Annotated in this window: 17 protein-coding genes and 1 pseudogene; 11 read left to right on the top strand and 7 right to left on the bottom strand. The window is 72.7% G+C overall.

Going from position 1 to position 22,041, the window contains the following annotated elements; translation table 11 throughout:
• Nucleotides 1-33: 33 nt before the first annotated feature.
• Both JEQ17_RS20970 and JEQ17_RS20975 read right to left on the bottom strand, forming a co-directional pair.
• Complete coding sequence (locus JEQ17_RS20970; protein WP_200396668.1) at nucleotides 34-3,183, bottom strand: sacsin N-terminal ATP-binding-like domain-containing protein; 3,150 nt, start codon at nucleotides 3,181-3,183, stop codon at nucleotides 34-36.
• 474 nt (nucleotides 3,184-3,657) lie between these two features.
• The gene (locus JEQ17_RS20975) at nucleotides 3,658-4,581 is read right to left on the bottom strand and encodes a DUF3027 domain-containing protein (RefSeq protein ID WP_200396669.1); all 924 of its coding nucleotides are present in this window, start codon (nucleotides 4,579-4,581) and stop codon (nucleotides 3,658-3,660) included.
• A gap of 477 nt (nucleotides 4,582-5,058) precedes the next feature.
• Here JEQ17_RS20975 and JEQ17_RS20980 point away from each other — a divergent pair, with 477 nt between their 5' ends.
• The 4 genes from JEQ17_RS20980 (at nucleotide 5,059) to JEQ17_RS20995 (ending at nucleotide 8,852) form a co-directional block, all read left to right on the top strand.
• Entirely contained in the window at nucleotides 5,059-6,480 is a 1,422-nt protein-coding gene (locus JEQ17_RS20980; protein ID WP_200396670.1) for an MFS transporter, read from the top strand.
• Nucleotides 6,481-6,708: 228 nt separating this feature from the next.
• Complete coding sequence (locus tag JEQ17_RS20985) at nucleotides 6,709-7,197, top strand: hypothetical protein (RefSeq protein ID WP_055610285.1); 489 nt, start codon at nucleotides 6,709-6,711, stop codon at nucleotides 7,195-7,197.
• Nucleotides 7,198-7,216: 19 nt separating this feature from the next.
• The gene (locus tag JEQ17_RS20990) at nucleotides 7,217-7,960 is read left to right on the top strand and encodes a futalosine hydrolase (RefSeq protein ID WP_200396671.1); all 744 of its coding nucleotides are present in this window, start codon (nucleotides 7,217-7,219) and stop codon (nucleotides 7,958-7,960) included.
• 64 nt (nucleotides 7,961-8,024) lie between these two features.
• Nucleotides 8,025-8,852, top strand: a complete 828-nt coding sequence (locus JEQ17_RS20995) for a 1,4-dihydroxy-6-naphthoate synthase (protein ID WP_200401624.1) — start codon at nucleotides 8,025-8,027, stop codon at nucleotides 8,850-8,852.
• A gap of 71 nt (nucleotides 8,853-8,923) precedes the next feature.
• On the opposite strand, the gene JEQ17_RS50710 is transcribed toward JEQ17_RS20995, so the two are convergent.
• Nucleotides 8,924-9,307, bottom strand: coding sequence for a cold-shock protein (locus JEQ17_RS50710; protein ID WP_055610283.1), 384 nt, complete (start codon nucleotides 9,305-9,307; stop codon nucleotides 8,924-8,926).
• 187 nt (nucleotides 9,308-9,494) lie between these two features.
• Here JEQ17_RS50710 and JEQ17_RS21005 point away from each other — a divergent pair, with 187 nt between their 5' ends.
• Nucleotides 9,495-9,743 carry a hypothetical protein gene (locus JEQ17_RS21005; RefSeq protein WP_055610282.1) on the top strand — a complete coding sequence of 83 codons (249 nt, stop codon included), beginning with the start codon at nucleotides 9,495-9,497 and terminating at the stop codon, nucleotides 9,741-9,743.
• A gap of 55 nt (nucleotides 9,744-9,798) precedes the next feature.
• Here the strand turns inward: JEQ17_RS21005 and JEQ17_RS21010 are convergent, their stop codons facing one another.
• Nucleotides 9,799-10,431, bottom strand: a complete 633-nt coding sequence (locus tag JEQ17_RS21010; RefSeq protein WP_200401625.1) for an HAD family hydrolase — start codon at nucleotides 10,429-10,431, stop codon at nucleotides 9,799-9,801.
• Between the two features lie 186 nt (nucleotides 10,432-10,617).
• Between JEQ17_RS21010 and JEQ17_RS21015 the strand changes: the two genes are divergently transcribed.
• The 3 genes and pseudogenes from JEQ17_RS21015 to JEQ17_RS21025 all read left to right on the top strand — a co-directional run.
• A complete protein-coding gene (locus tag JEQ17_RS21015; RefSeq protein ID WP_200396672.1) occupies nucleotides 10,618-11,610 on the top strand; it encodes a FecCD family ABC transporter permease in 993 nt (330 codons plus the stop codon).
• A 122-nt stretch (nucleotides 11,611-11,732) separates the two neighbouring features.
• On the top strand, nucleotides 11,733-12,731 hold the full coding sequence (locus tag JEQ17_RS21020; protein WP_234048756.1) for a FecCD family ABC transporter permease: 999 nt from the start codon (nucleotides 11,733-11,735) through the stop codon (nucleotides 12,729-12,731).
• Between the two features lie 34 nt (nucleotides 12,732-12,765).
• Nucleotides 12,766-13,548 (top strand): annotated as a pseudogene (locus JEQ17_RS21025) (ABC transporter ATP-binding protein); the annotation flags it as partial.
• Nucleotides 13,549-13,762: 214 nt separating this feature from the next.
• Here the strand turns inward: JEQ17_RS21025 and JEQ17_RS21030 are convergent.
• Nucleotides 13,763-14,770 (bottom strand): hypothetical protein, encoded by a 1,008-nt coding sequence (locus JEQ17_RS21030; RefSeq protein WP_200396675.1) that lies wholly within the window; start codon nucleotides 14,768-14,770, stop codon nucleotides 13,763-13,765.
• Between the two features lie 335 nt (nucleotides 14,771-15,105).
• Between JEQ17_RS21030 and JEQ17_RS21035 the strand changes: the two genes are divergently transcribed.
• Together JEQ17_RS21035 and JEQ17_RS21040 are read left to right on the top strand one after the other, a co-directional pair.
• Nucleotides 15,106-17,718 carry a helicase-associated domain-containing protein gene (locus JEQ17_RS21035; protein ID WP_200396676.1) on the top strand — a complete coding sequence of 871 codons (2,613 nt, stop codon included), beginning with the start codon at nucleotides 15,106-15,108 and terminating at the stop codon, nucleotides 17,716-17,718.
• 427 nt (nucleotides 17,719-18,145) lie between these two features.
• Nucleotides 18,146-18,370 carry a hypothetical protein gene (locus JEQ17_RS21040; protein ID WP_234048296.1) on the top strand — a complete coding sequence of 75 codons (225 nt, stop codon included), beginning with the start codon at nucleotides 18,146-18,148 and terminating at the stop codon, nucleotides 18,368-18,370.
• On the opposite strand, the gene istB is transcribed toward JEQ17_RS21040, so the two are convergent.
• Nucleotides 18,348-19,727 carry an IS21-like element helper ATPase IstB gene (gene istB, locus JEQ17_RS21045; protein WP_407700071.1) on the bottom strand — a complete coding sequence of 460 codons (1,380 nt, stop codon included), beginning with the start codon at nucleotides 19,725-19,727 and terminating at the stop codon, nucleotides 18,348-18,350. The two genes, JEQ17_RS21040 and istB, sit on opposite strands and share 23 nt — an antisense overlap.
• Before the next feature lie 222 nt (nucleotides 19,728-19,949).
• Here istB and JEQ17_RS21050 point away from each other — a divergent pair, with 222 nt between their 5' ends.
• A complete protein-coding gene (locus tag JEQ17_RS21050; protein ID WP_189836852.1) occupies nucleotides 19,950-21,593 on the top strand; it encodes a DNA repair helicase XPB in 1,644 nt (547 codons plus the stop codon).
• A gap of 137 nt (nucleotides 21,594-21,730) precedes the next feature.
• Here JEQ17_RS21050 and JEQ17_RS21055 read toward each other — a convergent pair whose 3' ends face one another.
• Nucleotides 21,731-21,919, bottom strand: coding sequence for a hypothetical protein (locus JEQ17_RS21055; protein WP_200396677.1), 189 nt, complete (start codon nucleotides 21,917-21,919; stop codon nucleotides 21,731-21,733).
• Nucleotides 21,920-22,041 lie beyond the last annotated feature (122 nt).

A 22,041-nucleotide genomic window follows, 5' to 3' on the forward strand; every position in this document is an offset into this window, starting at 1 on the left:
CATCGTGGCATCACGAAAGCCGCACGGCGGTGGTCAGTCGAACCAGCGGTCCCGTGCCAGTTCCTCCGTCCTGGACGGGTCCTCCAGGAGGGCGCCGACCTCGAAGCGGCGGGGCCACTGGCCGGCCGCCCAGGCGAGGCCCGCGGCGACGCCCTCCACGGTGGCGGCGTGCAGTACGCCGTCGCGGGTGCGGCGCCAGTCGAGTTCGGTGTCGTCGACGAAGAGCTCCTCGTGCTCGACGTACGTCGTCGGGGTCGAGGGGCCCAGCAGGACCCGTACGGACTCCGGGACGTCGTGTTCGACGCCCTCGCTCGTGACCTCGCCGGTCACGGACTCGCTCAGCCGCCGGACCTGGAACAGCTCGGCGAGGTCGGCGGCTCGGGACGGGCGGACGGGGAGCAGCGGGGTGCCGGTGGTGAAGGGCAGCAGGTCGGGCGAGTCGACGACCACGGCGTCGGCCGCGTCCACGACGGTCACCCGGCCGTCCACCACGGCCCGCAGCTCGTCCGGCAGGGTGACCTGCTCGGGGTCGAGATCCGCCAACGCGCTGTAGAGGGCGTGCAGTTGGGACGAGGTGACCTCACGGTCGAGGTCGGCCAGGCGGTCCAGGAGCTCGGCGGCCCCGCCCGGTTCGGCGAGGAGGGCGGCGACGGACGTGCGGACGCCGAGCGCCCGCAGGACCTGCTCGTCGTTGAAGCCGGTGGCGTCGGCGGCGTCGTACAGGCCGTGCAGGAGCGGGTCGCCGCCCTCGGCGCGCAGGCCGGCCGGGCGGCGGCCGTCGAGGACCGGGTTCCCGCGCAGCCACCAGGCTGTGTACGGCCGGACGATCTCGTGCGTCCCGTCGGGCAGCAGGATGCGGACCGGCTGGGTGAGGGCGTCCCGCAGCGGCGGCCGGGAGAGCAGGGCGAGGGCCTCTGGCCAGCGGTCCTCGTCCACCAGGTCGAGGTCCCGTACGGCGACGAGTTCCGTGGCGACGGGCGGCACCGGCGAGTCGGGCAGCCGGTCCAGGACGTCCTCGCACCACACGTCCACGGCATCGAGGAGCCCCGCGTCGTCGGGCTCGGCGAACTCCCCTTCCCGCGGCTCCAGTTCGTCGGGGTCGAGAACCACGTCCGTGGCGCGTACGAGGGTGAAGTTGGCCAGCACACCACAGGCGGCGAGCGGCTGTTCGCCCCAGCGCTCGGCCAACTCGGCGTCCACGGAGGCGAGTTCGTCCTCGCGCATCACCTGGGCGAACGGGCTGCCGGGGAGGACGAGTTCGCCGGCCGGGGCGAGTTCACCCTCCTCGTCTGGGAGGGCGAGGGCGCCGAGCCAGGGTTCGTCGCCGGGTTCGAGGCGTGCGTCGCGGACGAGCGCGAGGACGGTGTCGGCCAGTTCCTCGGCGTCCGGGGCGTCCTCGTCCCAGGCTCCGCCGTCGTCGTCGAGGGAGGCGGCGACGGCCGCGCGGACCTGCGGGGTGGTGAGGACGGCTCGCGGGGTGGCGGGCAGGGCGCCCAGCTTCTCCAGGAGCGGATGGGCGGCGTCCGGGTGGGCGACCTTGAGGCCGAGGCGGGCGAGGCGCACCAGGGCCTCCGGGGCGGCCCGCTCACCGTCCGCGGCGGGCAGCAGGACCTGCCGGGGCCCGATCGTCGTACGCCCGTCCGCCAGCGGCACCGGGAGCCCCGTGAGCCGGTCCGGGTCGACACCGGCGAGGCTGTCGTAGAGCCGCCGCCACCACTCGGGGTCCTTCTCCAGTCCGGCCAGCCGGTCGATCGCCTCGGTCAGCGGCACGCGCGCGACGCCCAACGTCCGCAGTTCCGCCCGGCGTTCGAGACCGGCGGGCAGCAGGCTGGGCAGCACCTCGGCGAGGACCTGCACGGTTTCGGCGCCGGCCCCCTCCACCACCTCGGCGTCACGGGGCCGCAGGGCCTCCGGAAGGTCGGAGTCGTCGTCCTCGTCGCCGGTCGGCTCGACCGCGGGCGGCAGGAAGGCGGTACGCGGCAGCCGGTCGAGGATCGCCTGCCGCAGCGTCCCGTCGAGCTCGCCCTTGCCGAGCGAGCCCGGCACCAGGCCGATGATCCCGGTGGTCACCGGCCGCCAGTCGGCCAGCAGTTCGGCGTACGCGTCCGCCGCGCGCTGCATCAGGAAGTCGGTCAGCGGGCCGGGAGCGGCGTGCCGGCGAGTGGTGTCGAGCGGGAGCGAGGCGATCAACAGCGCGGGCACGCCGAGGGGTTCGTCGCTGGGCGTGGGCGCGTGCACGACGGGGCTGGTGCGGGGCTTGGCCGGTGTCCCGTCGGCGTCGACCGGGACGGCCCAGGTGACCGACCAGTGGGGGCGCAGCCGCTCCTCGACGGGCCGGTCGGCGAGCAGCGCGGGCTCCAGCGCGCCGTGCGCGGAGACGGTACGCCAGCGGGTCGTGCCGTCGCGGGAGTCCTCGACGACCACATCGCCCTCGGCGTCCGCGTCGACGCGGCGCCGGATCGTCCGTACGCTCCCGTCCCCGGCCTCGACGACGACTTCCGTCAGCCCGGGCAGGGCCAGCAGCAGCGCGTCGTCGACGCCCCCGAGGAGCCGCTCGGCGAGATCCTCGGCCGCCGCGTCCCGCAAGGGCAGGATCACGACGCTGTCGTACGAGTCCGGGGCGGTGCCCTCGGCCGCGAACGGCAGCCTGAGCAGCGGCACATGACCGTCGCGGCGCCGCAGTTCGTCGCCGAGCCCGGGGCTGTGGCGGGCGATGTCGGTGGCGAGTTCGCGGGCCTCGACGAGAGACCAGCGGACGCCTCCGTGCCGTCCCACGAGGGCGGGTTCGTCGGTCACGGCGAGCACGGCCGCGAAGCCGACGCCGAAGCGGCCGACCGCGCTGTCGTGGTCGTCGCGCTTGGCGGAGGCGCGCAGCGTGGAGAGGGACTCGACGCCCGTCGCGTCCAGCGGGGCGCCGGTGTTGGCGGCGACGAGGACGCCGTCGCGGAGGGTGAGCCTGAGCCTGCCGGGTACGCCGGCGCGGGCGGCGGCGTCGGCGGCGTTCTGAGCGAGCTCGACCACCAGCCGGTCCCGGTAGCCGCCGAGGACCAGGTCCTCCTCGGCGTTGGCGTCCTCGCGGAACCGGGCCGGGCTCGTCGCCCAGGCGTCCAGCACGCCGCGCCGGAGCCGCGCCGTCCCGAACGGGTCCGCGCCCTCGGCAGCCGGCCGCACGAACTTGCTCACGGTTCACTCTCCCTCTCACGTTGTACGGCCGCACGCGGTGGCTCGGTCGCGGCACGAAGGTACCGCGCGGGTCCCCTGCGGGGGGCTCGGCGGGTGGGGTGGGTAGTCGGGTGCGGGTTGCCTGTGGCTGATCGCGCAGTTCCCCGCGCCCCTGGGTGAGTGGGTGGCTGACGTCGGGGGTTCACCGCGGGCCGGTGGGGGTTGCTCGCGCAGTTCCCCGCGCCCCTGGGTGAGTGGGTGGCTGATGTCGGGGGTTCGCCGCAGGGCGGTGGGGGTTGCCCGCGCAGTTCCCCGCGCCCCTGAAGAGCGGGGCTGCGCCCCTGGCTTTTTGTCTTTAGGGGCGCGGGGAACTGCGCGCTCAGCCGAAACGCACCCGCACTCGACACACGACACCGACCCTCACCCACCCAGGGGCGCGGGGAACTGCGCGACAAGCCACGGGCAACCCGCACTGAACAGCGAGCCGGCGGCAGCCTAGGAGTGACCGAACTCCGACGACGGCTCGTCCGGGCCCACCGACACCGACCCCGAGTCCGGCGAAGGTCGCAGGGGGAACGGGTCCACCCGGGTCTCGTCGATCACCGGCGGCGCGGGCCGCGGCGGTTTCGGCATGACCGCGGCCTCCGAATGGCCACCGCACCCGTAGGACAGCGACACCACACGCCCGTCCGCCGGCGAGAACTCATTCGCGCACAGACCGAACGCCTGCCCGAGCGAGCCCCCGATGGGATTGAGGAAGCCACAGCTGACGCAGGTGGCGGGAGCGGCCTGGGCCATCGCCGTCTTGGGCCCGTACGAGTCCTCCCAGCGGTCGGCGGCGACATGCAGCCCGTACCGCGACAGCACCCGCGCCCGCCGCATCCCGAGCTCCTCGGCGACGGAGGCGATCGACCCACGGGTCGGTACGGCCGGCAGCGTGGCCGGCGTCCCGGCCGTGACGTCGGCGTCCTCCGCCTCCACGAGCTCGGCCATCTCCTCGGAGATCGGCGAGTTCGGTGCGGGCTCGTCCTCGCCGGAGAACCCCGCCTCCAGGCGCAGATCCTCCGCGTCCGTGGGCAGGAGGTCCCCGGGGCCCATGTCCCCGGGCCGGAGCCGCTCACTCCAGGGCACCCACTCGGGTGCCTGCAGCGCGTCCGGTCCTGGCAGCAGAACCGTCTCGTCCAGGGTGACGAGCTTCGCCCGCGAGGCCCGGGCCACGGTCACGGCCCAGCGCCACCCGCGATAGCCCAGGTCCTTGCACTCGAAGAAGTGCGTGACGACGCGATCCCCCTCGCTGACCATCCCCGCGTGCTCCCCGACGACGCCGGGCACGGCGGCCTCCTCGGCGGCGGCCCGGGCGAGGTCGACGGCCTCGGCACACAGACGGTCGGGGGTTCGGCTTCGCGTTGTCGCGCTCACAGGTATCGCTTCTCTCCTACGCCGTCTCACGAGTGCGCCGTCCCTCGACGGGGGTGCGGACGGAGCGGACCGGAGGGCCGCGTCGACGTCCGCGCCCGATCGCACTCGGGCGCACCTACGTCATCCATTCTGCGGGATGGCCGAGAGGCGCGCGGCCGAGAACAACCGCCGCGGGCGCGCTACGCACGCTACCGTCTCGTCGGCGCCTGGCCTACACCGCGGTCTCTTCGCCGCTCATCGGCGTGGCCTTTGCGGGCTCCGCGATGGGTGCTTTGCCCGCTCCCGCGACGGATGGCTCCGCCCACCAGCCAGGCCGTTCTTCGCCGCTCAGTGGCGAAAACTCGCCGGTCCGCCCGTCCGCAGCAGCTCCACAATCCCCCGGAACCAGCCGCTCAGCGGCGAACTCACAGCGCCCACTCAGCCCCTATACGCGCGGTAACCGCGCTACATGAGCCGTTCTCGGGGCACTATTGCGGAGTGGCAGCCGCAAGGTCGCCCCATGGTGCCACCGGGATCGGTGGGGCCGGGGCGGGACGAACGAGCGGATCGGGCCCGGTGCGAGGGGCCGTCCGTTCCGTCGGGCGTGCCCTGCACCTGCCGTTCACGGGGACGGCCAGGGGCATCAGAAAGGCGACACACGCGCACGGCGCGGGCGAGTCGGGCCTCGGCAAGCTGATCGAACTGCACGGGGTGAACGGCGCCGGCGACATGATGATCACCGTCGCGCTCGCCTCCACGGTCTTCTTCTCGGTGCCGACGGACGAGGCCCGAGGCCGCGTGGCGCTCTACCTCGCGATCACCATGGCCCCGTTCGCACTCCTCGCCCCGGTCATCGGGCCGCTCCTGGACCGCCTCCCGCACGGCCGCCGCGCCGCGATGGCGGGCGCGTTCATCGCCCGCGCGTTCATGGCCCTGCTGCTGTCGAGCGCGGTCGTCACGGGCAGCATCGAGCTCTACCCGGCGGCCCTCGGCGTCCTGGTGGCGTCGAAGGCGTACGGCGTGGTCAGAAGCGCCGTGGTGCCCCGGCTCCTGCCACCCGCGTTCTCCCTGGTGAAGGCGAACTCACGGGTCACGCTCGGCGGCCTCCTCGCCACCGGTGTGGCCGCCCCGATCGGGGCCGGACTGCAGGCCCTCGGGCCGCGCTATCCGCTCTACGGCGCCTTCGTGATCTTCGTGGCCGGTACGTTCCTGTCGTTCCAGCTCCCGCACAAGGTGGACTCCGCCAAGGGCGAGGACAAGGCCCTGCTCGCCGCGGACGAGCAGCACCTGCACGGGCCGCACCTGAAACCGCCGAAGCGCCCGGGGCTGCGTACGGTCGGCACGGCGGTCACGCACGCGCTCGCCGCGAACGCGGCGCTGCGCTGTCTCTCCGGGTTCCTGATCTTCTTCCTCGCGTTCCTGCTGCGCGAGCATCCGCTGGCCGGTGCGAGCGCGGCGGTCTCGCTGGGGATAGTGGGTGTCTCGGCGGGCGCGGGCAACGCGCTCGGCACGGCGGTCGGGGCGGCGCTGAGAACCCGGTCCCCGGAGCTGATCATCGTGACGGTGATCGCGGTGGTGCTGGGTGTCGCGATCACGGCCGCGGTGTTCTTCGGGGTGATCCTCGTCGCCATACTCGCCGCGTTCGCCGGGTTCGCGCAGGCGCTGTCCAAGCTGTCGCTGGACGCGCTGATCCAGCGGGACGTGCCGGAACTGGTCCGGACGTCCGCGTTCGCCCGCTCGGAGACCATCCTGCAGATGGCCTGGGTGGTCGGTGGGGCGATCGGCATCGCGCTCCCGCTCAACGGCACGCTGGGGTTGTCCGTGGCCGCCGCGATCGTCGCCGCCGGCTGGCTCACCACGGTCCGGGGACTGCTGGTCGCGGCCCGCCGCGGTGGACGGCAGCACGCACGGGTGGCGTGAGGGCCTCGGCCCCTGAAGGGGCGCGGGGAACGGCGCGGTCTTTTTAGGGGCGCGGGGAACTGCGCAGTCTTTAGGGGCGCGGGGAACTGCGCGACCAGCCACGACGGGCCCGCGCCTCTCATCACGGACCCGCCACCCCCCAGCCCGTCCGGCGCGAGGACAAGCGCGGCGCGCCGCGTACCCCACCCGCGTAGGTGGGGCGCCAGGGCCGCCCGATAGCCTTCGGGCATGAGCTCCCAGCGTCCCCTTGCGCGCCGTCGCCGCGCCGTCGCCGCCGCAGGCGCCGTTTCCGCCGGACTTCTCGTCCTGTCCGCCTGTGACAAGCCGACGCCGATGGCCACCGTCACGATCGGCAACGACTCGGTCAGCACCGAGGCCGAGTGCTACAAGGACGGCGACAACATCGGCCGCGCGGAAGCCGCCAAGTGCGCCCTCAAGAAGGCCTCCGACACGATCAGCGTCCCACAGGGCGAGACGCTGCGGATCGGTGTCGACCCGGAGATCGCGGACGAGGGCTGGGCCCTGTGGATCAACGGTCAGCGCGTCACCGACCCGTTCAAGAAGACGTACTACTCCTTCGAGGGCGTCGACCTCTTCGCGAGCCAGCAGGGCCAGCCCGCGCCGAAGACGCTGAACATCAGCATCGTCCAGCAGAACAAGGCCGACTCGAAGTTCGCGGGCGTCTGGAACTTCAAGCTCGAGAACGCCGACGCTTGAGCCGCCCGGTCCGCCGCCCATGCGTGTCCTCGTAGCCACCGCGGTCCTCGTCGAACGGGACGCGGTGGCCGCGGCGTTCGCGCCCTCACCGGCCCGGGAGTACGCGATTCCGGGGGCGACCCTGAGCAGGGTGACGCCCGCGGAGGGCGGCCCCGTCGTCCTCGATCTGCTCGCCGCGGGCGTGGGCCCGGCGGCCGCCGCCGCCGCGACCGCGGCGGCGCTGACGGCAGCCGCTCTGGATGAGCAGCCCTCCGGACCGTACGACCTGGTCGTCTCCGCCGGTATCGGGGGCGGCTTCCAGCCCGAGGCACCCGTCGGATCGCTCGTCCTCGCCGACGAGATCACCGCGGCGGATCTCGGCGCCGAGACCGCGGACGGATTCGTACCGGTCACCGAACTGGGCTTCGGGGCTGTCACCCACCGTCCGCCGGAATCACTCGTACGAGCGGTCGCGGCCGTCACCGGAGCGCGTACCGGTGCTGTTCTCACCGTCAACACCGTGACCGGAAGCGCCGACCGCGCCGCCGAACTGCGCCGGCGCCATCCAGGGGCGCTCGCCGAGGCGATGGAGGGATTCGGGGTCGCTGAGGCCGCCGCCGCGCACGGTGTGCCCGTACTGGAGCTCCGTGCCGTGTCCAACCCCGTCGGGCCCCGCGACCGCGCCGCCTGGCGGATCGGGGACGCCCTCGCGGCACTCACCGGGGCGTTCGGGAAGCTCGCGCCCGCATTGGAGAGTTGGAATCCACATGACCGCACTCAATGAGAACGAGACCGACGCCGACGCCGGTGCAGGCACCGGCGGCTCCGGTGGCACCGAGCCGCTGAAGATCGCGTACTCGCCCTGCCCGAACGACACCTTCGTCTTCGACGCCTGGGCCCATGGCCGGATCCCGGGGGCGCCCGCGCTGGACGTGACCTTCGCGGACATCGACATCACCAACGGCATGGCGGAACGCGGCGAGTTCGACGTCCTGAAGGTGTCGTACGCCGTCCTGCCGTACGTCCTGGACGAATGGGCCCTGCTGCCCTGCGGGGGCGCGCTGGGGCGGGGCTGCGGGCCGCTGGTGCTGACCCGGGAGCCCGGCGTGGACCTCACCGGCCGCACGGTCGCCGTGCCGAGCGAGAGGTCGACCGCCTACCTGCTGTTCCGTCTGTGGGCCGCGGACACCGTGCCCGGCGGGGTCGGCGAGATCGTCGTCATGCCGTTCCACGAGATCATGCCGGCGGTGCGGGACGGCAAGGTCGACGCGGGCCTGGTGATCCACGAGGCGCGCTTCACCTACCAGAACTACGGGCTCCACAAGCTCGCGGACATGGGCGAGCACTGGGAGTCGACGACGGGGCTGCCGATCCCGCTCGGCGCGATCATCGCCAAGCGGTCGCTGGGCGAGGACACGTTGCGGCTGCTCGCCGAGTCCGCCCGTACGTCGGTGCGGGCCGCCTGGGACGACCCCGAGGCGTCTCGGGCGTACGTCATGGAGCACGCCCAGGAGATGGACGTCTCCGTCGCGAACCAGCACATCGGGCTGTACGTCAACGAGTTCACGGCCGACCTCGGGGAGGACGGGTACGCGGCGGTTCGGGGGCTGTTGACGCGTGCGGCGGCCGAAGGGCTGGTGCCGGCTCTTGCGCCGGACGCGCTTTCGTTTCCCTGAAAAGCTGCGCCCGCTCCCCTGAAGGGGCGCGGGCGCAGAAACCCCGTACCGGGAGTCTGCGAAGCAGGTCCCTAGACGTCCAGTTGGTCCGCCACCGCTCGGAGCAGGCCCGCGATCTTCGCGCCGGAGGCCTTGTCGGGGTAGCGGCCCCTTTCCAGCATGGGCGTGATGTTTTCGAGGAGGGTCGTCAAGTCCTGCACGATGGACGCCAGTTCATCCGGCTTACGGCGCTGGGCGGCCGCGACGGACGGGGTCGGGTCCAGGATCGTCACCGAAAGCGCCTGGTCACCGCGCTGTCCGGCGACCACGCCGAACTCCACGCGCTGACCCGGCTTGAGAACATCGACTCCGGCGGGCAGGACCGAGGAATGAACGAAGACGTCGCCGCCGTCGTCGCGGGAGAGAAAGCCGAAGCCCTTCTCGCTGTTGAACCACTTGACCTTGCCGGTAGGCACGTCTGTCCTCGTCCTCGTACTCGTCGGGAAACTGCGTCTGAAAACTGCGGCCGAAACTGCTCGGGAAACGGGTCCGTATAGCACTACAGCGGGTCGTCGGACCCGCCGGTACCAAGGCTAATGGTCCGGCGGCTGCTGACAAGACGTCGCCGGATTGTTCCTCCGCGCAGGGAACTACCCTGGTCGGGTGCGTGACAAAACCCAAACGAATTCCGCCGCGGCCGGAGACGGACTGATCCGTGCCGGTGCCATCGTGTTCTTCGTCGGCGCCTTGGCCACACTGGTCACCGTTGCCCCACTGTTGCTGGGTACGACGCCCTTTCCCACGTACATGTTCGGGTTGAGCATGTTGATGGGGGTCGGGTTCCTGATTGCGGGGGCGGGGGTGTTCCAGTCGATTGCCAGTGGGCGGCGCCAGGCGCGTGAGGGGTCCTGAACGGTCGTTCGTCGACCGCGGGCCGGTGGGGCCGGTCGCGCAGTACCCCGCGCCCCTATCGGGGCGCGCCCACGTATCCCACCAGCCAACTCGGGAACTCCGTCAGGTCCGTGAGGATCACGTCCGCGCCCGCCTGCCGTAGTTCGTCCGCGTCGCACGGGCCCGTGGCGACGGCCACGGACAGGGCGTTCGCGGTGCGGGCGCCCCGTACGTCGCCGGTGTGGTCGCCGACGTAGACGCCGGCGTCGTACTCGCGCAGGGCCTCCGCCTTGCGTTCGGCCCACAGGTCACCGATGACGGCGTCGGGCTCGATGCCGAGGTGGCTGAGATGCAGCTTGGCATTCGGCTCGTATTTGGCGGTGACGACGATGGCCCGGCCGCCGGCCTCCCGTACCGCCGCTATGGCCTCGCGGGCGCCGGCCATCGCGGGCGTCGCGGCGATGGCGTGTGTGGGGTACATCTCCCGGTAGACGTCCGCCACGGCCGCGACCTCCTCGGCCGGGAACCAGTTCACCAGCTCCTCCGCAAGCGGCGGCCCGAGCCGTGTGATGGCCAGATCGGCATCGATGTACGTCCCGGTCCGCGCGGAAAGTGCCTGGTAGCAGGCGTGGATACCGGGCCGGGAGTCAATGAGGGTCATGTCGAGATCGAAGCCGACGGTCAGCACACGAGAAGTCATATGGACCATTGTGCCCAGCAAAGATGGCTCTCCTGTGATGCCCCGGTGACCATCAGCGCCCCTTCAGGGGCGCGGGGAACTACGCGATCAGCCCCCACCGGCCCGCGGCCGACAAGCGCCCCCAACCGGCCACATACACTCAGCCAAGCCTTACCAAACCAGCCAGCCAGCCACGCACTCCCCGGAGCACCAGCCATGCAAGCCAGACGCCCAGTCGCCCTGGCGGCAGCCGTCCTGGCCCTGCTGCTGGCGATCCTGTTCAGCCTGGCCTTCGGCGCCCGCGCCATCCCACCCTCCGCCGTGCTGGACGCCCTCCTGAACGGCGGCCACAGCGACGCCGCCGAAGTCGTACGCGGCCTCCGCGTCCCCCGTACCGCCATCGGCCTCATGGTCGGCGCGGGACTCGCACTCGCCGGCACGGTCCTCCAGGGCATCACCCGCAACCCCATCGCCGACCCCGGCATCCTGGGCATCAGCCAGGGCGCATCGGTCGGCGTCGTCCTCGCCATCGCGTTCGCGGGGATCCACACGCTCACGGGGTATGTGTGGTTCGCCTTCGTGGGCGCGGCGATCGCTTCGGTCGCGGTGTACGCGATCGCGTCGAGCGGGCGGGGCGGCGCGACGCCGGTGAAGCTCGCCCTGGGCGGCGCCGCGATCAACGCGCTGCTCGTGTCGGTCACCACCGCCGTGCTCACCACCAAGGCGTCCGCGCTGGACGAGTTCCGCTTCTGGCAGGTGGGCTCGCTGTCCGGGCGGGACGCGGAGATCGTCGGACAGGTGTGGCCGTTCCTGCTGGTCGGGGCCGTGCTCGTGCTGTCGGTGGCCCGCGGGCTCGACGCGCTCGCGCTCGGCGAGGACGTCGCCCGGGGGCTGGGGCAGCGGGTCGCGACGGTACGGATCGTCGGCGGGCTCGGAGCCACCGTCCTCACCGGGGTCGGCGTCGCCGCGGCCGGACCCCTCGCCTTCATCGGGCTCGCCGTTCCGCACATCGCCCGCGCGATCGTGGGGCCCGACCACCGCTGGGTGCTGCCGCTCGCCGCGCTCCTCGGCCCGACCATGCTGCTCGTCTCGGACACCGTCGGCCGGGTGCTGTTCCCGCCGAGCGAGGTCCCGGCGGGCGTGATGACGGCTCTGATCGGGGTGCCGTTCCTGGTCGGGCTCGTCCGCAGGAAGGCGGTACCGGCGTGACGACGGCCGCGACGAGCCACAAGACCCCAACGCCCCCCACGACCAAGACCTCCACGGCCGGAAGGGCGACCACCACCGCCTCCGCCGGCTACTCCGTACTCCGCGTCCGGCGGGCCACCTTCCTGCTGCACCGGCGGGCGGTCGCCGTGGGCGCGGGCCTCGCCGTGCTGCTCGCGGCGACCTGTCTCGCGTACCTCTGTGTCGGCGAGAGCTTCGTCGCGCCCGGTGAGGTGCTGAAGGTCCTGGCCGGGCGGCCGTCGGCGGACGAGCTGGTGGTCGGGACGCTGCGGGCGCCCCGGCTGGTGGTCGGGCTGCTCGTCGGGGCGGCCTTCGGGGTCGCGGGCGGGCTGATCCAGACCGTGGCCCGCAATCCGCTCGCCAGCCCGGACATCATCGGGATCAGCCAGGGCGCGAGCGCGCTGACGGTGGGCGCGATGACGTTCGGGGTGACGTCGTACACGGTCCTGCCGTATCTGTCCGTCGCGGGCGGGCTGCTGGCCGCCGCGCTCGTGTACGTCTTCGCCTGGCGCGGCGGGCTGCACGCGACACGGTTCGTGCTCATCGGGATCGGGTTCGCGATCGCGCTGCGCTCGGTGACCACGCTCTTCATGACGAAGGGCGACTATCTGGTCGCGCAGCAGGCGCAGATCTGGATGACGGGCTCGCTGAACGGCCGTGGCTGGGCGGAGGCCGCGCCGCTGGGCTGGACGCTGCTGGTCCTCGTACCGGCCGTCGCGTGGGCGGCCCGGGCGCAGCGGGCGGTCGGTCTGGACGACGACACGGCGACGGCGCTCGGTGTGCGGCTGAACCGGGTGCGGCTGGGGCTCGTGGTGCTCGGGGTCGTCCTCGCCTCGGTGGCGACCGGGGCGGCGGGGCCCGTCGACTTCGTGGCGCTGCTCGCTCCGCAGATCGCCCGGCGGATGACCCGTACCGCGCAGATCCCGCTCGTGTGCTCGGCGTTGCTGGGTGCCGTCGTCGTCGTGCTCGCCGATCTGCTGGGGCGGAAGCTGTTCTCGCCGACCGAGGTGCCGGTCGGGGTGTTCACGGCGGCCGTGGGGGCGCCGTATCTGATCTGGCTCATCGTCCGGAGCCGTACCGTCCGTTCTGGGGTCAAGGCGTGAGGCAGAGCATGGCAATGGGCAAGAGGGGCAGGGCATGAGCAGGCTGGCTGCGCGTGAGCTGACGCTCGCGTACGAGGACCGCACGGTGGTGCGCGAGCTGGATCTCGCGATTCCGGACGGGCGGGTGACGGTCGTCGTCGGGCCCAACGCGTGCGGCAAATCGACCACTTTGCGTGCGCTCGGGCGGCTGCTGAAGCCGAAGGGCGGGGCCGTGCTCCTTGACGGGACCTCGCTCGCCAAGCTGCCCACCAAGCGGATCGCGCAGCAGATCGGGCTGTTGCCGCAGACGCCGGTCGCCCCCGAGGCGATCACGGTCGCGGACCTCGTCTCGCGCGGCCGGCAGCCGCACCAGAGCTGGTGGCAGCAGTGGTCGGAGGCGGACGAGCGGGCCGTGACCGAGGCGATGGAGCGTACGGACGTGGCCTCGCTGGCCGAGCGGCCCGTGGACGAGCTGTCGGGCGGGCAGCGGCAGCGGGTCTGGATCGCGATGGCGCTCGCGCAGGAGACCGAACTGCTGCTCCTGGACGAGCCGACGACGTACCTGGACATCGCGCACCAGGTGGAAGTCCTCGACCTGGTGCGCCAGTTGAACCATGACCGCGGCCGCACGGTCGTGGTCGTCCTGCACGACCTCAACCAGGCCGCCCGCTACGCCGACCACCTCGTCGCCATGAAGGAGGGCCGGATCGTCGCCTCCGGGACGCCGTCGGAGGTCGTCACGGCCGATCTCGTACGGGAGGTCTTCGGGCTGGAGTGCGTGGTCGTGCCGGATCCGGTGACCGGGTCGCCGCTGGTGGTGCCGGGGGCGCCCTGGCGGGGCGGCGATGCCGGTGTTCCGGGCGCGACGAGCGGCACCGAGGCCCCGGTCCCGGCGGGCGAGGCCGGAGCGCCGAGCCCGGAGGGCACCGCGGAAGTCCCCGGCCCTGCGGGCGGGGCCGAGACGGCCGGCCCCGCGGAGGTCCCGGACGACCCGGAGGTCCTGGAAAGCCCCGGAGTCCCGGTCCAAGGTGGTGCCCCGGAGGGGGACTCCGCTACCTCGGGCGCTGAGACCTCCACACCAGATACAGCGCCGAAGCGATAGCCGCGCCGCGCAGGACCCAGGGCCAGGTCTCGGCGACCGCGTCGTTCATCCGGCCGTCCGCGATGGGCGTGCCCCAGCGGCCTTCCGTACGGCCCCAGAGCCAGACGATGCCCGCGGTGGCGGCCAGGCCGGGGACGCCGAGGACGGCCCACTTCGACTCGGTGGGGCTGAGGCGGCGCGAGAGGTAGGCGATGAGCCAGCCGAGGCCGAGCATCACGAGGTTGCCGATGGCGGCGCCGGCGACCAGGAGGGCCGCGGCGAGCAGCAGGAGCGGGTTCGTCCAGCCGCCGCCGACGGGGCGCAGCCGGGGGACGAGGCGGCGGGTCTTCTTCCCGGCCGCCGCGTCCGCCTCGGCCGCCTCGACGGGCGCGGCGGGCGCGGCGGGTACGACGGGCGCCGCGGGCTTCGGGTCCGGCTCGTCCGTCTCCCGGGGCGGCGGCTTGAGCAGTTCGGGGATCTCGATGCCGCCCGTGAACCCGGGCACGCTGTCCACCGACCCGAACGGGCTGCTCTCCACCCGCCACCAGTCGGGCTGCCCTGACCCGAGTTCCTCCGCGCTCGCGAGGTGCGGCGGGGAGGGCGCGGCGTCGGCCGTCGCGGGGACGTCCGGCTCCGCGGGGCGCGGCCGGGGGACGACCCGGCGCAGGCGCTTCGACCGCGGCTCGGGCTCCTGGGCGCGCTGGGTGGGGACGGCCGCCCGGGGCTCGGCCGGGCCCTCTCCCCCGCTGGTGTCGGCGTTCGCGGCGGCGACGACCGACTCGGGGGTGCCGAGCCGTTCGAGGATGCGGCGGACCGCGGCCGGACTGTCGATCGTCGCCTTGGCCCGGCGTCTGTCGATCTCGTTGCGCAGCTCCGAGACCAGGCGCATGCGGACGCCCGACGGCAGCTGCCGTTGCTGGGCCACGTCTCCGACACGGCTCAGATACTCGTAGACGACCTGGTCGCTCTCGATACCCACGAAGTCCCCTCCGGGGCGGGTGCGTCGAATACCCCGTGGGACGACGTTAGCGCAGGGGGACGGGCACGGACGCGGGTCAGGTCGGCTCCCACACGCGTCGAAGTCGGGGACGGCCCCCGGATCCCCCAATCCCCTTGACCTGCCGAGCAGTTGAACGAGAGCCCGGAGTGACCGGTGGGGGTGGAGTGTCGACAGAAGTGCCGTGTTCCTCCTGACGATGGTCGTCCCGCGGCCGTCCGGGAAACGTTCGGTCCGCCCGGCGTCCGCCCGGCACACGGGTTCCGCGCCCTGGTACACGGCCCCTGGCGGGCCCGCCACCCGCTACCGTTGAGCGGATGAGCAGCGATGAGAAGCAGGTGGCCCCGCGGTCCCTCGCGGAGGCGCTCCGCGCGAAGGACGACGGTTCCCTCGCCGCGCTCCTGCGCGCCCGCCCGGACCTCATCACGCCCGTCCCCACCGACCTCACGCAGCTCGCGACCCGCGCAGGCACCCGTGCCTCGGTGATCCGCGCCCTGGAGCGCCTGGACCGGTTCACGCTCCAGGCGGCGGAGGCGCTGGCGGTGGCCCCGGAGCCGGCGGACCGCGAGACGCTCCTGGCGCTGCTGGCCGGCGACGAGAACGACCCCGCGGTCGTCGGTGCGTTCCCGCACGCCCTGGCCGCCCTGCGCGAACAGGCCCTGGTGTGGGGCCCGGACGACCGGCTCCGCCTGGTCCGCACGGCCCGCGAACTGCTCGCGCCCTCGCCGCAGCACCCGTCCCCGACAGGTCTCGGGCCGACGGTCGCGGAGGCCACCTCGGGCATGTCCCCCGGCCGGATCCAGGAGATCCTCACGGCGGCGGGGCTGCCCACGACGCACGACGCGGTGTCGGCGGTGGCTTCCCTGACCGCCCTGTTCACCGACCGCGCCCGGATGGCGGAGCTGCTCGCCACGGCCCCGCCCGACTCCCTGGACGTCCTGTCCCGGCTGGTCTGGGGCCCTCCCTACGGCCAGGTGACCGCCGATCCCGCCTCGCGTCTGCGCTGGCTCCTGGACCGCGGTCTGCTCCTGCCGACGGCACCCGGCACGGTCGTACTGCCCCGCGAGGTCGCCCTCCATCTCCGGGCGGGCCGCGCCCATCGCGACACCGAGCCCCTGCCACCGGCGGTCGAGCCCGCCGCCACGCACCGTCCACAGGTTGTGGACACGACGGCGGCCGGCCAGGCGTACACCTCGCTCGCGACCATCGAGGAGCTGCTGAAGGACTGGGACGAGGGCGGCCCGACGGTCCTGCGCGCGGGCGGCCTGAGCGTACGGGACCTCAAGCGCACCGCCGTGGCCCTGGACGTCCCGGAGCCGGTCGCCGCGTTCTGGGTCGAACTCGCTTACGCGGCAGGCCTGTTGGCGTCGGACGGCGAGGCCGACGAGCGGTACGCGGCGACCCCGGCGTACGACGAGTGGCTGGAGCTTCCGTCGGCGGAGCGCTGGACGCTGCTGGCCACGGCCTGGCTGTCCGCCACCCGCACGGCGGGCGTGATCGGCGGCCGGGACGCCAAGGAGCGCACCCTGTCGGCGCTGGGCCCTGGCCTCGACCGCTCGGCCGCCCCCGAGGTCCGCCACCGCGTCCTGACACTCCTCGCCGCGCTCCCCGAGGGCGCCTCCGCGTCCCCCGACTCCCTCGTCGCCCGCCTCCACTGGGAGCGCGCGCTGCGCGGGGCCGCCTCCTCGGACGACCTGCGGGCCCGGCTCGCCCGGTGGACGCTGTCCGAGGCCGAGTCGCTGGGGATCACCGGGCGGGGGGCGCTGTCGGCGCACGGCCGGGCGCTGATCGGGGCGCAACCGGGCGCGTCCGCCCCGGAGACGAGGCCGGGAACGGAGCCGGGGACGGGAACGGGAGCAGGGACGGGGACTGAGACGGGGGCTGAGGCGGACTCCGGCCCGGGCGACAAACTGCCCGTCCACCACCACAGGCACCACCCCGCGCCCCCTCCGCAACCCCGCTCGCCCGCCGAGCTGGCCTCCGCCGCCGCCCGCGCAGGCAAGCTGCTCGCGCCCCTGCTGCCCGAGCCCCTCGACCACGTCCTCCTCCAGGCGGACCTGACGGCGGTCGCCCCCGGCCCGCTGCAACGCCCGCTGGCGGACACGCTGGACGTCCTCGCGGACGTGGAGTCGAAGGGCGGGGCGACGGTGTACCGCTTCACACCGGGCTCCGTACGCCGGGCCCTGGACGCGGGCCGCTCGGCCTCGGACCTGCACGCCTTCCTCTCCGAGCACTCCCGTACGCCGGTTCCGCAGCCGCTCACCTACCTGATCGACGACGTGGCGCGCAGGCACGGGCATCTGCGGATCGGCTCGGCGTCGGCGTACGTGCGCTGCGACGACGACGCCCTGCTGAACGAGATCATCGCCGACAAACGCTCCCAGGGGCTGCGTCTGCGCCGTCTCGCGCCCACGGTGCTGGCCGCGCAGGCCGACCCGGCGACACTGCTCGAAGGGCTGCGCTCGATGGGCTTCGCACCGGCCGCCGAGTCCGCCGAGGGCGATGTACTGATCACCCGCGCGCACGCCCACCGCACGCCCCCGCGCACGGCGCCCGAGCCGGTCCCCGACGGTCCGCCGTCCCCCGACACCACCCTGCTGGGCGCCGCGATCCGGGCCATCCGCGCGGGCGACCTGGCCTCCACGACCCCGCACAAGCCCACCGCCTCCGCCGCGCCCGGCCGCAACGGCACGCTCCCGCGCACCACCTCCGCCGAGACCCTCGCCACCATGCAGGCCGCCGTCCTGACCGGCGACACCCTCTGGATCGGGTACGTCAACGCCGAGGGCTCCGCCAGCCAGCGCGTCATCGCCCCGATCAAGGTGGAGGGCGGCTTCGTCACGGCGTACGACCACACCGCGGACGAGGTCCGCACCTATCCGCTGCACCGGGTGACGGGCGTCGCGGAACTGGCGGACGAGCAGGCCTGAGCCCGGCCCCGGCCGGAGCTCCGCCCCGGTCTCACTCGTCCGGGTGTACGCGGCGGTTCATGCACGCCACGCCGGACGCTTCCCACCCATGAGGGACCTTCGGGGACCTCCCGCATCGCGGCGCGAGTCGCGGGGCAGCCACTGGACGTCCTGATCGGGCACCGGCCTGATCACACCACCAGGAGGTAGTCCCATGCGCACTGCTCGCCGTGTCGCCACCGTTCTGATCGGTACCGCCGCGCTGCTCGGCGCACTCGCGTCACAGGCCGCCGCGATCGGCATCGATCTGGGCGGGGGCCTGACCCTCTGAGGCCGCCCCCGCACGTCCCGTACGCCCCGCGGGCCGGACTCGGCACCCGAGTCCGGCCCGTCCCCTCCGAGGGCCCCCACCCCCGCTCAGCAGCGTTCGAAAGGCTTCAGAAACCCCATGCGTTCCACGCTCCGGACCCGCACCGCGATCCGTACCGCCGCCGCCACCGCCACGCTCTTCGCCTCGGCCGCGCTCATCGGCGTGCTCGCCCCGCAGGCCGCCGCCGCGCAGCCCGCGCTGCCGCTGCCCATCCCGGTCGCGGCCGTCGAACCGCTCGTCACCGAGGGGGTCAGCATCGAGGGACCACTGGTCAACAACATCACTCTGCCCACGCTGAAGTAGCCCGGCGCATCCGGTAGCTGTCCCCTTCGAGGCGGACGATCTCCGCGTGGTGCGCGAGGCGGTCGACCATCGCGGGGGCGGCGGCGCCGAAGATCTCGTCCCAGCGGCCGAGCGGGCGGTCGCCGGTCACGATCAGCGAGGCCCGTTCGTAGCGGTGCGCGACGAGCTGGAAGAAGAGGTGGGCGGTGTCCGCGTCGAACGGGGTGTAGCCGACCTCGTCCACGATCAGCAGCGGGTGGGAGTCCAGCGCGGCCAGCTCCTCGGCGAGCCGCCCGGCCGCCCGCGCCTCCCGCAGCCTCGCGGCCCACTGCGCGGCGGTCGCGAACAGCACCTGGTGGCCCGCCTGGCAGGCCCGCACGCCGAGGCCGACGGCCAGATGCGTCTTGCCGGTGCCGGGCGGCCCGACGAACACCACGTTCCGCCGCGCGGCGACGAAGTCCAGCTTGCCGAGCCGGGCCAGCACCTCCCGGTCGAAGTCCCGCGGATGATCCTCGTCGAACTCCTCCAGCTGCTTCCGGGAGGGAAAACGGGCGGCACGGATCCGGGTCTCGGCCCCCGTTTCGTACGACGAGGAGTTCTCGTACGAGGGCGGGGACAGGTACGAGCCCGTCGCCTGGGCCGGGATCGGGACCTGCACCTGAGCCGGGACCGGGGCCTGTGCGGCCGCCACCGAGGTCGAGAACTCGGCGGGGACGGCCGTCGGGGCGCAATGCCCCCCGCCGCATCCGTCCTGCCCCGGCGCCGGCCCGTGCCCCTTGTGCGCGCGGTCCCCGTGCTCCGCCATCGGCCCCGACATGTACGCCAGGATCGCCGCCGAGGCGATGAAGGCCATATGGATCACCGTCCCCCACAGCAGCGAGTGCTGCGAGGTGTGGTGCACGTCCACGAACATCTGGAGCAGATGGACGGAGGAGATGCCCACGATGGCGGTGGCGAGCTTCACCTTCAGAACGTTGGAGTTGACGTGCGAGAGCCATTCCGGCTGGTCACGGTGGCCCTGGAGACCGATGCGGGAGACGAAGGTCTCGTACCCCCCGACGATCACCATGATCAGCAGGTTCGCGATCATGACGACGTCGACCAGCTTCAGCACGGCGAGCATGACGTACGTCTCGTTCGCCTGCCCGGTCACGCACCGGAGAATTAAATTCCACAGCTCGTTGAAGAACTTGTAGACATACACGCCCTGCGCGGCCACCAGCCCGAAGTAGAGCGGGGCCTGGAGCCAGCGGGTGGCGAAGAGTGCGTACCCGAGCGTCGTGGACGGCTGGGAGACGACCGGCAGCGGAACAGTCGGTGAGGCCGGCGGAGGCGCGTGCGGCGGGGCATGGATGTGGCTGTGACCGGGTCCGGACAACGGTGGCTCTCCCTGGGCGGGACCTGGGGCAGTGACCTGCGGGGATCGCCATTCTTCGGGTCCGCGGCGGTAAATCTGAATTCCCACCACTCATTGGAATGAATAGACATCCAGTAGGACAGGACGGGGCGCCACCCGGTTCGAGGCGTGCGACGTGGACGATCAGGCACACTGGACGTTTGGCCGTGCACACCGCACAGCTGTGCAGAAGGGGACGCACGCGTGAATGGTCCACTCATCGTCCAGTCCGACAAGACGCTGCTCCTGGAGGTCGACCACGAGCTGGCCGACGAGTGCCGTCGTTCCATCGCGCCCTTCGCGGAGCTGGAGCGGGCGCCGGAGCACATCCACACCTACCGGCTGACGCCGCTCGGGCTGTGGAACGCGCGGGCGGCCGGGCACGACGCCGAGCAGGTCGTGGACGCGCTCGTGCAGTACAGCCGTTACCCGGTGCCGCACGCGCTGCTGGTCGACATCGCCGAGACGATGGACCGCTACGGCCGCCTGACGCTGAGCAAGGACCCGGCGCACGGGCTCGTCCTCACGACCACCGACCGGCCCGTGCTGGAGGAGATCCTCCGCTCGAAGCGCGTCATTCCGCTGGTCGGCGCCCGGATCGACCCTGACACGGTCGCCGTGCACCCCTCCGAGCGCGGCCAGATCAAGCAGACGCTGCTGAGGCTGGGCTGGCCGGCCGAGGACCTCGCCGGGTACGTGGACGGCGAGGCGCATCCCATCGAGCTGGCCGAGGACGGCTGGGCGCTGCGGCCGTACCAGAAGCAGGCGGTGGAGAACTTCTGGCACGGCGGGTCGGGGGTCGTCGTACTCCCCTGTGGCGCCGGAAAGACGCTGGTCGGCGCCGGGTCCATGGCCCAGGCCAAGGCCACCACGCTCATCCTCGTCACGAACACCGTCTCCGCCCGGCAGTGGAAGCACGAGCTGGTGAAGCGGACCTCGCTGACCGAGGAGGAGATCGGGGAGTACAGCGGTACGCGGAAGGAGATCCGGCCGGTCACCATCGCGACGTACCAGGTCCTGACGACGAAGCGGAAGGGTGTCTATCCGCACCTGGAGCTGTTCGACTCCCGCGACTGGGGTCTGATCGTCTACGACGAGGTGCATCTGCTGCCCGCGCCGGTCTTCAAGTTCACGGCGGACCTGCAGGCGCGTCGGCGGCTGGGTCTGACGGCCACGCTGGTGCGGGAGGACGGCCGTGAGTCGGACGTGTTCTCGCTGATCGGCCCGAAGCGTTTCGACGCTCCTTGGAAGGAGATCGAAGCGCAGGGGTACATCGCGCCCGCGGACTGTGTGGAGGTCCGCGTCAATCTCACGGACGCCGAGCGCCTCGCGTACGCGACCGCCGAGACGGAGGAGAAGTACCGCTTCTGCGCGACGACCGCGACGAAGCGGAAGGTGACGGAGGCGCTGGTGCGGCGGTTCGCCGGGCAGCAGATCCTTGTCATCGGGCAGTACATCGACCAACTCGACGAGCTGGGCGAGCACTTGGACGCGCCCGTCATCAAGGGTGAGACGTCGAACGCGCAGCGCGAGAAGCTCTTCGAGGCGTTTCGGCAGGGCGAGATCAGTGTGCTCGTGGTGTCGAAGGTGGCGAACTTCTCGATCGACCTGCCGGAGGCGACCGTCGCGATCCAGGTGTCGGGGACGTTCGGGTCCCGCCAGGAGGAGGCGCAGCGGCTCGGGCGGGTGCTGCGGCCGAAGGCCGACGGGCACCAGGCGCACTTCTACTCGGTGGTGGCTCGGGACACGATCGATCAGGACTTCGCGGCGCATCGGCAGCGGTTCTTGGCTGAGCAGGGGTATGCGTATCGCATCGTGGATGCGGATGAGTTGCTTGCGGACAGCTGAGCAGGGGGTTCGTGGGGAGGGGTTCGTCGGGAAGGTGCGGGTCGGTGAGGGCTGGTCGCGCAGTTCCCCGCGCCCCTAAAAACCAAAAGCCAAAAGACTGCGCCGTTCCCCGCGCCCCTGAAGGGGCATCGGCGTGCTTACCGGCGGCGTACGCCTGCTTCCTCTTCGTATTCGCCCAGGAGCACCACGCTCAGGGTGGCGGTTGCGAAGACCTTTACGGCGCGGAGGGCGTCGCCCAGGCGGTGGCGGTGGCTGCCCTGGAGGGCGGTGGCTCCCGAGGGGGGTCCGGGACTGACGGGGGCTGGGGTGAAGGTCGCTGCACTCATGTATCCATAGTGGAATTTCCGCCCTCCGCTTTCATCGGCCTGTGGACCGAACCTCCGTCGTCGCCTCGTACGACTCCGGAGTGAGCCGTCCCCCGTAGGGAGGGGGACCGCGTCCCCTAGGG

This window comes from Streptomyces liliifuscus (assembly GCF_016598615.1).
In the GTDB taxonomy this organism is placed as follows: Bacteria; Actinomycetota; Actinomycetes; order Streptomycetales; family Streptomycetaceae; genus Streptomyces; species Streptomyces liliifuscus.